We start from the raw sequence: 13527 nt of genomic DNA on the forward strand, positions 1-13527 counted from the left end.
GGTCTGATCCATGGTCGTCCTCGCGTTCTCGCTTCAGGATCAGGTGGAGAAGTACGGCGCCTACGTGGGCATCGCGAGCTTCTTCGGCCTGGCCGTGCTCTCACTGCTCTACTTCGCCCAAGCGCGCGAGGTGCGCCGCCTGCGCGATTGGGCGGGGCGCTCGCCTGAGCGCGCGCAGGAGCTCGAGGAGCGCGTGGTCGCGCAAGCCGAGTCGGTGCGCCGCGTGCCCCAGCCCGCCGCCGTGCGCCCGCAGCCGGCGGTCGCCCCGCGGCCCGCTGAGCTTCGCAATACCGCGCCCGCCGCCAACGGCTCGCACAAGCTCAAGCCCGAGCAGGTCGCCGCGCTCGCCTTCGCGCGCGCCGCCGGCGTCGCCGAGCCGCCGCATCCGCCCCGCCCCGCGCCGGTGCCGGCGCCGCAGCCGGTCGCGGTCGGCGCCGAGGCGACGGTCGCCGCGCCGCCGGCCGCCCCGCAGACCGGCATCGAGCCGGTGCCGGCGAACGGCAACGGCCACGGCCGCGACGGCGACGTCCCCGCCCCCGCGACGCCCGCCGCCCGCCGCGTCCCGTCCGCGACGCCGCCGCCTCCGCGCCGCCCTGCCCCCGAGCGCCGCGCGCCGTCCGGCCCGCCGCCGCGGCGCGAGACGTCGACGCGCTCGGTCGTCCTCACCTCGGTGATCGGCGTGATCGTGCTCGCGGCCCTCATCTTCGCGGCGACGCAGCTGTTCGGCGGCAGCGACAAGCCGCAGGCGCCGGCGAGCAAGTCGAACCCGGTCGTGCCGCCGGGCGGCACCCCGGCGGCGGGCAACGGGTCCAACAAGCCCAAGCCGACGCCGACGCCGGCGCGTGCGACGACGACGGTGACCGTCCTCAACGGGACGCCGTCGGACGGGCTCGCGGCCAACCTGAAGGACCGCCTGACGACCGCGGGCTACGCCGACGACCACGTCGACGCCGGCAACGACCCGCAGGGCAAGGGGCGGCAGACGTCGCAGGTCCTCTACAAGCGCGGCGCCTCCGCCCAGGCGAAGGACGTCGCCCGCGTGCTCGACATCCAAACCGGCCAGATCAAGCAGATCGACGCCCAGACGCAGGCGATCGCGCCGGACAAGAGCGTCGTCGTCGAGGTCGGCGCGGACAAGAGCGGCAACTGAACGGGGTCACCCGGTGACGCTGGTCGCCCGGATCACCTTCCTGGTGCTGGTGGGCGCGACGTTCGCCGCGTTCTTCGTCGCCCAGCGGCTCAAGAGCTCGCCGCCGGTCATCCGCGTCGCCAAGCTCGACCGCGCGTTCTCGCCGGCGCGGCGCCCGAACCGGTTCTCGGTCACGCTGAAGGTCGCCGACGACGTGACGGTCGACGTCGTCAACCTCGAAGGCGATCGCATCAAGCGCCTCACCGACGCGGTCCCGGTCCCCGCCCACCGGCCGCTGCGGCTCGAGTGGAACGGTACGACCGACCAGGGCGCCCGCGCGCCGGACGGCCAGTACCGCGTGCGCGTCTCGCTGCGCAACGAGGGCCGCTCGTCGGTGATCCAGCGCACGATGACGCTCGACACCAAGCCGCCGACCCCCGAGGTCTGCGTCGGGTCGCCGTGCAGGGTCAAGCCGGACGGCAACATCATCGCGCCGTCGCATGGGCCGCTGAAGATCTACGTCACGGGCGTCTCGACCGCCTACCGCACGCAGTTCCGGGTCTTCCGCACCGACGCCGGCAAGCCGAAGCAGGTCGCGCAGTTCCAGCTCCAGCGCGGCGCGCACCTGATGCGGTGGGGCGAGAGCAGCGCGCTCGCGCCGGGCATCTACGTGGTCCAGGCGTCGGTGCGCGACCGCGCCGGCAACTGGGGCACCGTGCCGGCCGCGTTCGAGGTCGGCGCCGTGCCCGGCCGGCCGGGGATCACGGTCCGCGGGCTCGCCGTGCAGCCGCCGCTGCGGCCGGTGACGGCCGGCCAGCGGGTGGACTTCAACGTCGACTCGCGCGGCGCGGCGTACCACTGGCGCGTGCGCCGGGTCGGCGAGAGCGCGGTCCGCAAGCGCGGGCGCGGCGACAGCCCGAGCCTCACGTTCCGCGCGCCCGGCGGCGCGTCGGGCGCGTACCTGCTCGAGGTGACTGCGGGCCGCTGGCACACGACGGTCCCGTTCCTCGTGCAGGCCGAGCGGCGCTCGAGCGTGCTCGTCGTCGTGCCGGCGCTCAGCTGGCTCGGCACCGACACCGTCGACGACCCGCCGTTCGACGGCCTGGCGAACACGCTCACCGACGGCGCCGCGGTGCACTGGCCGCGCGTCTTCACCGGATTGCCCACGCAGTTCTCCGACGATGTGGCGAAGCTCTTGATCTTCCTCGACCGCCGCCGCATCCGGTACGACCTCACGAGTGACCTGGACCTCGACCTGTCGCGCAGCCCGCGCGCGAGCGACCGCACCGGCGTCCTGCTCGCCGGGCCGGAGACGTGGGTCACGCAGTCGCTGGCCAAGCGCCTGCGCCGCTACGTGCTCGACGGTGGGCGGGTCGCGTCGTTCGGCGCCGACACGCTGCGCCGCGGCGTGGCGATGCGGACGAGCGAGAGCGGCGACACCGGCGTGCTGACCAGCCCGACGCAGCCGACGAGCACCGACCCGTTCGGGGCGCACCTGGCGAAGCTGCGCACGCTGAGCAAGCCGGCGACGCTGATCCAGCTCGACGGCGCCGAACAGCAGCTCATGACGGGCGTCGTGCCGGGCCTTCCCGGCTTCACGCAGCTCGAGGAGTCGCTTCCGCCCGCCGGGGAGCGCAAGCTGCTCGCGGGCGTCGGGCAGGAGCTGACGCCGGAGGAGACCGCCTCCGCCGAGCAGTCCGGCAAGGACCCGCGCGAGCTGCGCCCGGCGCTGTCGGCCGTGCAGGTGGGGAGCAAGGGCGGCCTCGTGATCCGCGTCGGGCTGCCGGAGTGGTACGGGAAGCTGGGCGAGCCGCAGGTGGCGCAGGCGACGCGCAACATCGTCGACCTGCTGCGCAAGGTCACGCCGAAGATCAGGTCGGAGGGATGAGCGACACCGCCGCGCTCCCCCAGGGCGTCCTGGTCGCGGGCATGGTGCTCGCCGCCGCGCTCGCCGCCGGGGCCGTGCTCGGGCGCACCGTGCGCGGGCGCGCGTACGCGATGCTCGGCGCGCTCCTGCTGACGCCGGTCCTGCTCGTCGGCGAGATCTGGCACTCGCCGCAGCTGCACACCGCGCGCGCGCATCCGGTGCTCGCCGTGGCCGCCGCGGTGATCGCCGTGGCGGCCCTGGCCGCACTGGCCCTGTTGCTCTCGCGCCGTCCCGGCCTGCTGTGCGTGCTCGCGCTCGCTGCGCTGCCGTTCCGGATCCCCGTGCAGGCCGGCGGCAGCACGGCGAACCTGCTCGTGCCGCTGTACGCGGTGATCGGGGCGGGCGCGCTGGCGTGGCTGGTCCCGCGGCTGTCGCCGCGCCATCAGGGCGAGCCGGCGCCCAGGCCCGGTGCGCTGGAGTGGCTGCTGCTCGGCGGCGTCGTGCTCTACGCGCTGCAGGCGGTCTACTCCTCGGCGACGTCGGACGCGCTGCAGCAGGTCGTCTTCTTCTACGTCCCGTTCGCGCTGCTGTTCGCGCTGCTGCGCGGGCTCGAGTGGACCCCGCCGCGGTTGGCGTGGGGCGGCGGCGTGCTCACCGGCCTCGCGCTCGTGTTCGCGGCGATCGGCTTCTGGGAGTTCCAGACGCGGCGGCTGCTGCTGAACCCCAAGGTGATCGCGTCCAACCAGGTCGAGGAGTACTTCCGCGTCAACTCGCTGTTCTTCGACCCGAACATCTACGGGCGCTTTCTCGCGCTGGTGATGATCGGGCTCGCGGGCGTGCTCCTGTGGCGCGGGCGGCCGCGCGACGTCTGGATCGCCGTCGCCGCGCTCGCCGTCCTCTGGGGCGGCCTGCTGACGACGCTGTCGCAGTCGAGCTTCGCGGCGCTGCTGCTCGGGCTGTTCGTGCTCGCCTGGCTGCGCTTCGGAGGCCGCGTCGTGGCGGCTCCGGCGGTCGCCGTCGCCGCCGCCGCGCTGGTGCTCGTGCTCGCGTTCCCCGGCGCGCTGCGGCTCAACCTCAGCTCCGAGGACTCGATCAGCAAGGCGACGTCCGGCCGCGCCGACCTGATCCAGGGCGGCGTGAACCTCGCGCGCGAGCGCCCGCTGGCGGGGTGGGGCTCGGGCAGCTTCCAGCGCGAGTACCGCCGCCACGAGCACTCCTCGGGCCGCGAGGCCACGTCCGCGTCGCACACGATCCCCATCACCGTCGCCGCCGAGCAGGGCCTCGTCGGCTTCGCCGTCTACGTCGCGCTGCTCGTGCTCGCGCTGCGGCGGCTGCTGCGCGGTGCCCGCGGCGAGCCCGTGCGCGCCGTCGTGGCGGCGTGCTTCGCCGCGCTGCTGCTGCACACGTGGGTCTACGCGGCGTTCCTCGAGGATCCGATGACCTGGACGCTGCTCGCGCTCGGCACGGCGCTGGCCGCCCCGCGAGCTGCCGCCCGCGTCTCGCCGGCCGAGTCGGGGTCGCGCAACGGCCGGCCGCAAGAGCCGGTCGTCGCCGCCCAGACGGCGCCCTGAGCGCGTGAGTTCGCGAGGCTGTTCGTGCCCGGTCCACTCCTGTCGAGCTCGCCGAAGAATCGCCCCCTGGGCGATTCGGCCGTGACGGCGCTCGCCGCTCCTTCGCGCGCGGTCGCGGGGAGCCGCTTCCCCGTCGCGGCCGAGCGCGCTGCTGCTGCCGTGGTGCTCGTCGCCGCGGTCGTCGTGTGGGCCGTCACGCGTACCTATCCCAACTACGACTCCTACTACCACCTCGTGTGGGGACGCGAGCTGCTGCACGGGGTCGCGCCGACGTTCGAGGCCTACGCCGCCCCGACCCAGCACCCGCTCTACGTCGCGCTGTGCGCCGTGCTCGGCGGGGTCTTCGGCGAGTCGGGCGACCGCGCGCTCGTGCTCGTCTGCCTGCTCTCGCACGGGCTCCTGGTGATCGGGACCTACCGGCTCGGCGCCGCCGTGTTCGGGCGCTGGAGCGGGCTGCTGGGGGCGCTGTTCGTCGGCGCGAGCGCGTCGTTGTTGCTCTACGCGGCGCGCGGCTACGTCGACTCGCCGTTCCTCGCCCTCGTCATCTGGGCGGCCGTCTTCGAGGCCGAGCGCGGCGCGGACCGCGGGCCGTGGCGGCCGCTCGTCCTGCTGCTGCTCGCGGGACTGCTGCGTCCCGAGGCGTGGGTCCTCGCCGGACTCGCATGGCTGTGGTGGCTCCCGCGCGAGCGGCGGCGAGTGCTGCTCACCGCGGGGGTGGCCTTCGCCCCGCTCGCGTGGGCGCTCGTCGACCTGCTCTCGACCGGCGACCCGCTGCACTCGCTGCACGCGACGTCGGAGCTCGCCGACGACCTCGGGCGCGTGCGCGGGGTCGGCCACGTCCCCGGCTCGTTCGCCTCGTTCGTGTCCTCGACGGTCCGTCCGCCGGTCGCCGCGCTCGCCTTGGCGGGCGCGATCCTCGCCTGGCGCGTGGCGGGATGGCGTGCGATCCGCGTGCCGCTGGCGCTGTTCGCGGCCGGCGTGATCACGTTCGTCGGGACCGGCGTCCTGGGCCTCTCGATCCTGCCCCGCTACCTGACGGTCCCGTCGGTGGCGCTGTGCGTCGTCGCCGGCTACGCGCTGGCCGGATTCACGGCGCTGGCGGCGGAGCACCCGTGGCGGCGGCTGTGGATGCGAGGGTCGGTCGCCGCCGCGGTCGCCGGCACGATCGGCCTCACGATCCTCGCGCCGTCGCTGACCAACGTGCGCGACGAGGTGCGCTTCATCCGCGCCACGCACGACAGCCTGATCGCGCTGCTCGACGACCCGAAGGTCGTCGCGGCGCGCCGCTGCGGCGCGCTGACGTTCCCGACCTACCGGCTGGTCCCGGATTCGCGCTGGCACCGCGACGGGCGGATCGGCGCCCGCAGCGCGCGCAGACGGGCGACCGGCGTCGAGGTCTTCGCGCTCACGCAGAAGGCGCTGCGCCGCTACGGCTTCGCCGCGGGCACCTCGCCACTCGTCAACCTTCCGGATCCGGGCTACGCACCGCTTGCGCGGCACGGGCTGCTGAGTGCGTACTCGCGCTGCCGATGACCTCGACACGTTCGGAGCCGAGCCGCCCCGACTCGATCCCCAGCGCCTCCATCCGCTCCCACAGCGGCGTGTTCTGGGCGTGCGCGGTCTGGGCGAGCGCCCATTCGCGCAGGCCGGCGTCCGGTCTCGTCCGCGCGCCCGCCTGAGCGCGCAGCGCGGCGATCCACGCCTCCGGCGTGTCGACCGTGATCACGGCGCGGCCCCAGGTCGCGACGCCCGCCAGCGGAGGCGAGATCGTGCGGCGCCCGAGCCGTGCGTACTTGAGGATCCGGTAGGGCAGCGCGGTCTCGTTGAACTCCGAGCGCTCGAACGGCACGATGCCGACGTCCGCGCAGGCGATCAGCCGCGCCGCCTCCTCGTCGGAGCGGCGGCCGAGCCAGACGAGGTTCGGCGCCTCCCGGCACGCGCGGAAGCCGGGATCGGCGCCTGACTCGTCCTCGTGCCACTCGCCGATCAGCAGCAGCACGAGCTCCGGCATCCCCTCGGCGATCGCGCGCAACAGCGCCCAGTCGGTGCGATGGCCGAGGTGGCCGAGCGAGACGGCGACGACCGTCGCGCCGGGATCGGGCGCCGGGAACGTGTCGGCGGCGAGCGGGACCAGCACCGCCTCGCGGCCCTCCTCGCGCTCGAGCTCGCCGAGCGCGTCGGAGACCACGATCGTCAGCGCGGAGCGATGGACGGCGCTGTCGTGCAGCTCCTCGAGGCGCTCGCGGCGGCGCCTGGAGGCGTCGTAGGCGACCTCGTAGCGGTCCCAGCGCCAGTACCACAGCTCGGCATCCGGGTGCTCGGAGATCAGCGCGCGCGCGAGCGGGTACTGCAGCGGGTGGAAGATCACGATCGCGGCCGGCCTTCCCGGCAGCTTGAGGCGGCGCGCCTGCGTCGCCGCGAGCCCGTCGGCGACGGCGGCCGGAAGGCGCAGGTAGGCGCCGTACGGGACGCGCGCGGGCTCGATCGCGACCACGCCGGGCGCGGTCAGGAGATCCTCGGCCTGGTCGCGCAGGATGAACTCCTCGAGCTCGCGCGGGAGCAGCAGGACGCACAGCGGGGGCGGGTCGCCGCCGGCCTTGGCCGCGCGCGCCGCCAGGCCGCGCAGGCCGTAGGGGCTCGCCCCAGGGCGCTCGCCCGTCCTCCATCCGTAACCGCCGCCTGGATCGGTCATCGCCCGTCCCACGCTACCGCGCGCGTTCGCGCGGCATCGCGATCCCGTGCCGCCCGGTCGAGCTCGCGCACATCGCGTCGGCCTGGTGAGGCGCTAGCTTCATCGGCTGTGACCGGCTACCTGAAGCGCCTGCTCACGACGGGCGCCGCATACCAGGTCGCCGACGCGGTCTCGAAGCTGATCGCGCTCGCGCTGCTGCCGGTCTACACGAACCACCTGCGCCCGCAGGACTACGGCACCGCCGAGCTGCTGCTCACCACGATCATCCTCGTCTCGATCATCGTGCGGGCGGGGCTGGGCGAGGCGCTCGTCCGCTTCCACTTCCTCGACGCCGACCCGGAGCGCCGGCGCCGGCTCGCGCGCACGGCGACGGGCTCGCTCTTCATCCTCACGACGCTCGCCGCCGGGGCGGCCGCGCTCGCCGCCGCCCCGCTCTCCAAGGCGCTGCTCGGGGCGTCGCACCCCGACGAGCTGCGCGCCGCCGCGCTCGGGCTGTGGGCGTTCACCAACCTCGAGCTCGCGTACGCACTGCTGCGCGTGGAGGAGCGCGCGCGCGCCTTCGCCGCGGCGTCGCTGGCCAACGTCCTCCTCACCGTCGCGCTCACCGTCTACCTCGTGGTGGTCCGCGAGCAGGGCGCGCTCGGGCTCCTGCTCGGCAACTACATCGCGTCCGCCGCCGTCGTCATCGGGCTGTGGATCGCCCAGCGCGACGCGTTCGGGCTGCGCCCCGGCGGCATCGACCGGGCGCAGCTCGGCCCGATGCTGCGCTTCGGGCTGCCGACCGTCCCGGCGGAGGTCTCCGTCTTCGCCCTGTTCTTCGTCGACCGCCTGTGGCTGTATCGCTTCGAGAGCGAGGACGCCGCCGGCCTGTACTCGCTGTCGGTCAAGCTGGCGGGCGTCGTCGTGTTCACCGTGCGCGCGTTCCAGTACGCCTGGCCGCCGCTGGCGTACTCGATCGAGAGCGACGAGGAGGCCGCTCGCGTGTACGCCCGGATCACGACCTACTACGTCCTCTTCACGGGGCTCGTCGTGGCCGGGCTCGCCCTGCTCGGCCGCTGGCTGGTGCGGATCTTCGCCGCCCCGAGCTACTTCGCGGCCCACGAGGCGCTGACGTGGGTCGCGCTCGGGTGGGCGCTCTACGGCCTCTTCCTCGTCCTCGTCGCGATGGCGGGCCGCGCGCGGGTCACGGTCCGCAACGCGCCCGCGGCGCTCTGCGGGCTGGTCGTCAACATCGCGCTGCTGGCGGCGCTCGTCCCGCCGCTCGGGATCGCCGGCGCGGGCCTCGCGCTCGTCGGTGCCTACGTCGTGATGCTCGTCGCGATGTGGCTGCTCACGCGCGGCCTCTTCCAGGTCGCATTCGAGTGGGCGCGGCTGGCGCTCGTCGTGGCGGTCGCGGGCGGGCTGACGACCGTGGGCGAGCTGCTGCTGCCCGACACGGGCGCGACGGGCTTCGTCACGCGCGCGCTCGTGCTGGCGGCGATCGTCCCCGCGCTGTGGGGCGCGGGCTTCTTCCGCGCCGGCGAGGTCGCGGCCGCCCGTGGCCTGCTCAGGCGGACCCGTCCGGCGGCGGCCGCATCAGGCGGCGGTTGAACTCCTCCGCCGCCTCGGCGAGTCCCTCGCCGCGGCGCGGGAACAGCGTCGCGCCGACGTGCTTGGCGTAGCGCTTGGCGTCGTGTCCGGGCAGGAGCAGCGCGCCGGCCGCGCGCACGGCGTAGGTCCAGGCGGTGAGCCAGCGCACCAGCGCGGCCGAGACCGCGGTGTGGTGCTTGCGCATGTAGCGATCGCGGTTGCGCGAGAACTCGACGATCCGCCGCGCCGGCACGCTGCCGGTGACGAGCTGCTCGTGATGGACCGCGCGCGCCTCGGGGACGTAGAGCGTGTGCCAGCCGGCGTCGGCGAGCCGGCGGCAGAAGTCGACCTCGTCGGAGTAGACGAAGAAGGCAGGATCGAAGTAGCCGACCTCCGCCGCCGCGGCGCGCCGGACGAGCAGCGCGGCGGACTGGCTCCAGTCGACGCGGCGAACGGCGTCGCCGCGGCTCTGGACCACGAGCCGGCGGTGCAGGCACAACGCGGTCAGCAGCGCGCTCCACGGGGAGGGGAAGCGCCACGCCGACGGCTGCTGCACGCCGTCGGGGCGCACGAGCATGGCGCCCGCCGCGCCGGCCTGCTCGTCGGCCGCGAGCGCGGCGTGCAGCGCGACCGTGGCGCCGGGCTCCAGCTCGGAGTCCTCGTTGAGCAGCAGGCAGAACCTGCCGCGCGCGCGCCGCAGCAGCGCCGAGTCGTTCTCGGACTTGCCCCGGCGCTCTCGGAGCGCGATCACCTCCGTCGTCACCGGGTGGCGCGCCGCGGCCTCGGCCGATCCGTCCTCGGAGGCGTTGTCGAGCACCAGCACCTCGGTCTCGAAGTCGACCGTCGCGAGCTCGCGCGCGATCGCATCGAGGCAATAGCGCAGGAGTCCGCGCTGCTCGGTGTTCACGACGCAGAAGCTCAGCTCGACGGGCACGGCCCTGCATACTGCCCTGCGCGCCGGTCAACTGGCGCGCGGCTGCGGCCAGCCGGCCCGGTTTCGCGGGTTCGACCACGCCGGCATCGACGCGCCCGCCCGGCTCGCGCCGACCATACTCATCGCCGTGCGCGTCCACCTGGTCGACCCGGCGGCCTTCACGCCGCCCTACGACCGGGCGCTCGCGGCGGCGCTCGCCGGGCGGGGCGCGGACGTCGAGCTGTGGACGAGCGCGTTCGGCTACGGCGACGTGCCGGATGCGCCCGGCGTGCGTATGCGGGAGGCGTTCTACCGCTGGGCGCCGGGGCGCGGCCGCCGCGGCGCCCGGCTCGCGCAGCACGTGCCGGACATGCTGCGCTACGCCCGGGCGGCGCGGGCGGCCGATGTCGTGCACTTCCAGTGGCTGCCGGTCCAGCATCTCGACGGGCTGCTGCTCCCGCGCGTGCACCCGCGGCTGCTGACCGCGCACGACGTGCTGCCGCGCGAGCCGCGCCCCGGACAGCTCGCCGGGCAGCGGCGGCTGTACGAGCGCATGGACGCGATCGTCGTGCACTCCGAGCACGGCGCCGCCCGCCTGCGCGACGAGCTGCGGCTCGACCCCGCGCGCATCCACGTGATCCCGCACGGCCCGCTGACCGACCTGACGCGCCAGTCCGACGGCGCGGCTCCGCCGCCGGAGCTGCGGCGGGGGGACGGACCCGTGGTCCTGTTCTTCGGTCTCATCCGCCCGTACAAGGGCGTCGACGTGCTGCTCGACGCCTGGGGCCGCGCGGAGCGCCCGCCCGGCGCCCGCCTGTGGATCGCCGGCATGCCGCGGATGCCGATCTCGATCGACGCGCCCGACGCCGACGCGGCCCTGCGCTTCGTCTCCGGCGCCGAGCTGGCGGGCGCCTTCCGGGCCGCCGACCTCGTCGTCCTCCCCTACCGGGAGATCGACCAGTCCGGCGTCCTGTACACGGCGCTCGCGTTCGGCAAGCCGCTGCTCCTCAGCGCGGTCGGCGGCTTCCCCGAGGTCGCTGCGAGCGGCGCGGCCGAGTTGGTCCCGCCCGGGGACGCCGCGGCGCTCGCGGACGCGCTCAGCGCGCTGCTCGGCGATCCGGCGAAGCTCGCGCGCATGGCCGCGGCGACGGCGAGCGCCGCGCCGTCGTGGGACGCGATCGCGCGCCGGACGCTCGAGCTCTATGAGGCCCTGCGGGCGTAGACCTGCCAGCATGGCCGCCGCCGTGCGGCCGCTGTTCTGGATCTCGACGTCTCTGCTCGCCTGGACGCAGGCGCTCTACGCGCCGGCGCTCGCCGCCCTGCGCCGCGCAACGGGCTCCCCGCCGCCTGCGCCCCGCGCCGCGTTGCCCGTGCCGGCGCCGCGGGTCTCGCTGATCGTCGCCGCGTATCGCGAGGAGGCGGTGATCGCCGCCAAGGTCGCCAACGCGCTCGCGCTCGACTACCCACGCGAGCGGCTCGAGCTGATCGTGGCCGTCGACGGCGGCGGCGACGCGACGGCCGAGCGCGCCCGCGCGGCCGGCGCCGATCTCGTGCTCGAGCTGCCGCGCGGCGGGAAGATCCGCGCGCAGGACGCCGCCGTGCGCGCCGCCGCGGGCGAGATCGTCGCGTTCTCGGACGCCAACGCGCTGTGGGAGCCCGACGCGCTGGCGAAGCTCGCCGCCGTGTTCGGTGACCCGCGCGTCGGCTACGTCTGCGGCCAGGTGCGCTTCGTCAACGACGCCGGCACCAACCAGGAGGGGCTGTACTGGCGCTACGAGATGTGGCTGCGCGAGCAGGAGTCGGCGCTGGCGTCGGTCACCGGCGGCAACGGCGCGATCTACGCCGTGCGCCGGGAGGCCTACGTCGAGGTCGACCCGATCATGGGCCACGACCTGAGCTTCCCGTTCCGGATGGTCAAGAACGGCTGGCGCGCGGTCTATGAGCCGCAGGCGCGCGCGACCGAGAAGATGGTCCCGTCGATCGAGGGCGAGTGGGCGCGCAAGCGGCGCATGATGTCCCACGGCTGGCCGATCGTCGTCAAAGGCGGCCTGCTCGACCCGCGCGGCTACTCGCCGCTGTACGCGCTGATGATCGCCAGCCACCGCCTGCTGCGCTACGGCACGCCGCTGCTGCATGTGCTCGCGGCCGCCGCGACGCTCGCGCTGTTGCCGCGCGGCCGCGTCTACGCGCTCGCCGCAGCGGCCCAGGCCGCGCTGCTCGCGGCCGCTTTCACACCTGTCAAGGCACGCCCGTTCCTCGTGGCCCGGTACTACGTGCTCACGACCGCCGCGCTCGCCGCCGGCCTGTACGACTGGCTGCGCCACGGCACCGAGGCGGGCTGGGAAGCGCCGGAGGGGACGCGGTGACGAATCCCTACCTGCACTCGCGCCGCAAGCGCGCGCTGGACCTCGCGGTCGCCGGCACGCTCGCCGTCGTCTCGGCGCCGGTCGTGGCGCTCGCCGCCGCGATCGTCCGGCTCGAGTCGCACGGGCACCCGATCTACCGCCAGCGCCGCGTCGGCTATCGCGGGCATCAGTTCGAGGTCTACAAGCTGCGAACGATGGTCTCCGGCGCCGAGCACATGGGCGCGGGACTGGCGATCGACGAGGGCGACAGCCGCATCACGCGCGTCGGCGCGCTCCTGCGGCGCACCTCCATCGACGAGCTGCCGAACCTCGTCAACGTGTTGCGCGGCGAGATGTCGCTCGTCGGGCCGCGGCCGACGCTCCAGGTGCAGGTCGACCGGTACACCGACCGCCAGCGGCGGCGGCTCGACGCGCGTCCGGGGCTGACGGGCTGGGCGCAGGTCAACGGCCGGGCGTCGCTGCCGTGGCCCGAGCGCATCGAGCTCGACATCTGGTACCTCGAGCACGCGTCGCTGCGGCTCGACCTGCGCATCCTCGTCCTCAGCGCCCGCATGGCGATCACCGGCCACGGGCTCTACCGCGGCGAGACAGGCGGATGGCAGTCGAATCCCCCGGCGGGCGATTCTCCACGGAGCTCCGCCGGTGGGAGCGAGTGACCGCTAGGGGACGATCTCGGGACCCTTGTCGATGTAGGACTCGCGGAACGCCCGCAGCGCGTCGAACACCTTCGGGTTCATGGTCGTGCAGCCGACGAGGTGCCCCCAGGCGGTCGCGGCGACGGCGTAGGGCATGTTCGTCGTGTTCTCGAACAGCAGCATGTGGTAGCCGCTGCTGGACTGGTTGAACAGCGTGCGCAGCTGCTTGACCGTCTGGTCCGACGAGCCCTTCTTGTACTGCAGCTCGATCCGGCCGTGCTCGAGCGGATGCACGAGCATGCCGAGCCGCGGCGTGTCGCCGGGGTTGTACTCGCCGTCCTGGTACCAGGTCGGGTTGTGGTTGCCAGACGTCGGCGGGTTGGTCTTGTAGTCCGACGGCTTGAAGGCCTTGTCCTCATGCGTGTTGCCCTCGATCGGGGCGTCCTTGAGCTCGCAGCTCGCGGCGGCCGCCGCCTTCTTGAGGTCGGTCTCCTTCACGCCGGGGATGTCCGCGCCCCCGGTCGGCGGATCGCTCGGGGACCCCGAGCCGCCGCCGGTGAAGGCGCCGGCCGCGAGCGCGGCCACGCCGGCGATCACCAGCACCGAGAGCAGGCCGCCGAAGACGTACTGGAGCCGCTTGCGGCGCGACTGCGTCGCCCGCTCGGCCTGCTCGCGCTCCTCGCGCTCGCGGCGGCGGCGCTCCTTTTCTTCCTGGCGGCTCGACATGAGACGCGTGAGGGTAGCGGTCCAGGGGCCGTTTAGGACGCGCGCGTCCGCATGCGCGT

General features: G+C 74.5%; 11 protein-coding genes. 8 read left to right on the forward strand and 3 right to left on the reverse strand.

All coding sequences use genetic code 11. The features are described from left to right. The first annotated feature begins 10 nt into the window (after positions 1-10). From H958_RS0101815 to H958_RS34280, 4 genes are all read left to right on the forward strand, one after another. Entirely contained in the window at positions 11-1150 is a 1140-nt protein-coding gene (locus tag H958_RS0101815; protein WP_028057408.1) for a LytR C-terminal domain-containing protein, read from the forward strand. A 13-nt stretch (positions 1151-1163) separates the two neighbouring features. Next, entirely contained in the window at positions 1164-3017 is a 1854-nt protein-coding gene (locus H958_RS0101820; protein WP_028057409.1) for a N,N-dimethylformamidase beta subunit family domain-containing protein, read from the forward strand. After that, complete coding sequence (locus H958_RS0101825; RefSeq protein ID WP_028057410.1) at positions 3014-4567, forward strand: O-antigen ligase family protein; 1554 nt, start codon at positions 3014-3016, stop codon at positions 4565-4567. The genes H958_RS0101820 and H958_RS0101825 overlap by 4 nt, the downstream gene beginning before the upstream one ends. A gap of 81 nt (positions 4568-4648) precedes the next feature. Continuing rightward, positions 4649-6100 (forward strand): glycosyltransferase family 39 protein, encoded by a 1452-nt coding sequence (locus H958_RS34280; RefSeq protein ID WP_037408812.1) that lies wholly within the window; start codon positions 4649-4651, stop codon positions 6098-6100. On the opposite strand, the gene H958_RS44725 is transcribed toward H958_RS34280, so the two are convergent. Next, on the reverse strand, positions 6027-7259 hold the full coding sequence (locus H958_RS44725; protein ID WP_028057411.1) for a glycosyltransferase family protein: 1233 nt from the start codon (positions 7257-7259) through the stop codon (positions 6027-6029). The two genes, H958_RS34280 and H958_RS44725, sit on opposite strands and share 74 nt — an antisense overlap. Before the next feature lie 108 nt (positions 7260-7367). Between H958_RS44725 and H958_RS0101840 the strand changes: the two genes are divergently transcribed. Next, complete coding sequence (locus H958_RS0101840; protein WP_028057412.1) at positions 7368-8849, forward strand: lipopolysaccharide biosynthesis protein; 1482 nt, start codon at positions 7368-7370, stop codon at positions 8847-8849. Here the strand turns inward: H958_RS0101840 and H958_RS0101845 are convergent. Further along, positions 8806-9762, reverse strand: coding sequence for a glycosyltransferase (locus H958_RS0101845; protein WP_028057413.1), 957 nt, complete (start codon positions 9760-9762; stop codon positions 8806-8808). The two genes, H958_RS0101840 and H958_RS0101845, sit on opposite strands and share 44 nt — an antisense overlap. Before the next feature lie 127 nt (positions 9763-9889). Here H958_RS0101845 and H958_RS0101850 point away from each other — a divergent pair, with 127 nt between their 5' ends. Genes H958_RS0101850 through H958_RS34290 form a run of 3 tightly spaced genes read left to right on the forward strand, consistent with a single transcriptional unit; the run spans position 9890 to position 12763 of the window. Further along, a complete protein-coding gene (locus tag H958_RS0101850) occupies positions 9890-10963 on the forward strand; it encodes a glycosyltransferase (protein WP_028057414.1) in 1074 nt (357 codons plus the stop codon). A gap of 10 nt (positions 10964-10973) precedes the next feature. Further along, positions 10974-12107: a glycosyltransferase gene (locus H958_RS34285; RefSeq protein WP_051323689.1), complete on the forward strand. Its 1134-nt coding sequence runs from the start codon at positions 10974-10976 to the stop codon at positions 12105-12107. Further along, positions 12104-12763, forward strand: a complete 660-nt coding sequence (locus H958_RS34290; protein WP_051323690.1) for a sugar transferase — start codon at positions 12104-12106, stop codon at positions 12761-12763. Before H958_RS34285 ends, H958_RS34290 begins: the two co-directional genes overlap by 4 nt. Before the next feature lie 3 nt (positions 12764-12766). On the opposite strand, the gene H958_RS0101865 is transcribed toward H958_RS34290, so the two are convergent. Next, a complete protein-coding gene (locus H958_RS0101865; RefSeq protein WP_028057415.1) occupies positions 12767-13468 on the reverse strand; it encodes a DUF3105 domain-containing protein in 702 nt (233 codons plus the stop codon). Positions 13469-13527: the final 59 nt, after the last annotated feature.

It is taken from the genome of Candidatus Solirubrobacter pratensis (assembly GCF_000425945.1).
GTDB lineage: Bacteria > Actinomycetota > Thermoleophilia > Solirubrobacterales > Solirubrobacteraceae > Solirubrobacter > Solirubrobacter pratensis.

Excerpts from the sequence above, each read along its gene's own strand:
- H958_RS0101815 (WP_028057408.1), top strand. The coding sequence starts at position 11 with ATGGTCGTCCTCGCGTTCTCGCTTCAGGATCAGGTGGAGAAGTACGGC.
- H958_RS0101825 (WP_028057410.1), top strand. The coding sequence starts at position 3,014 with ATGAGCGACACCGCCGCGCTCCCCCAGGGCGTCCTGGTCGCGGGCATG.
- H958_RS44725 (WP_028057411.1), bottom strand. The coding sequence starts at position 7,259 with ATGACCGATCCAGGCGGCGGTTACGGATGGAGGACGGGCGAGCGCCCT.
- H958_RS34285 (WP_051323689.1), top strand. The coding sequence starts at position 10,974 with ATGGCCGCCGCCGTGCGGCCGCTGTTCTGGATCTCGACGTCTCTGCTC.
- H958_RS0101865 (WP_028057415.1), bottom strand. The coding sequence starts at position 13,468 with ATGTCGAGCCGCCAGGAAGAAAAGGAGCGCCGCCGCCGCGAGCGCGAG.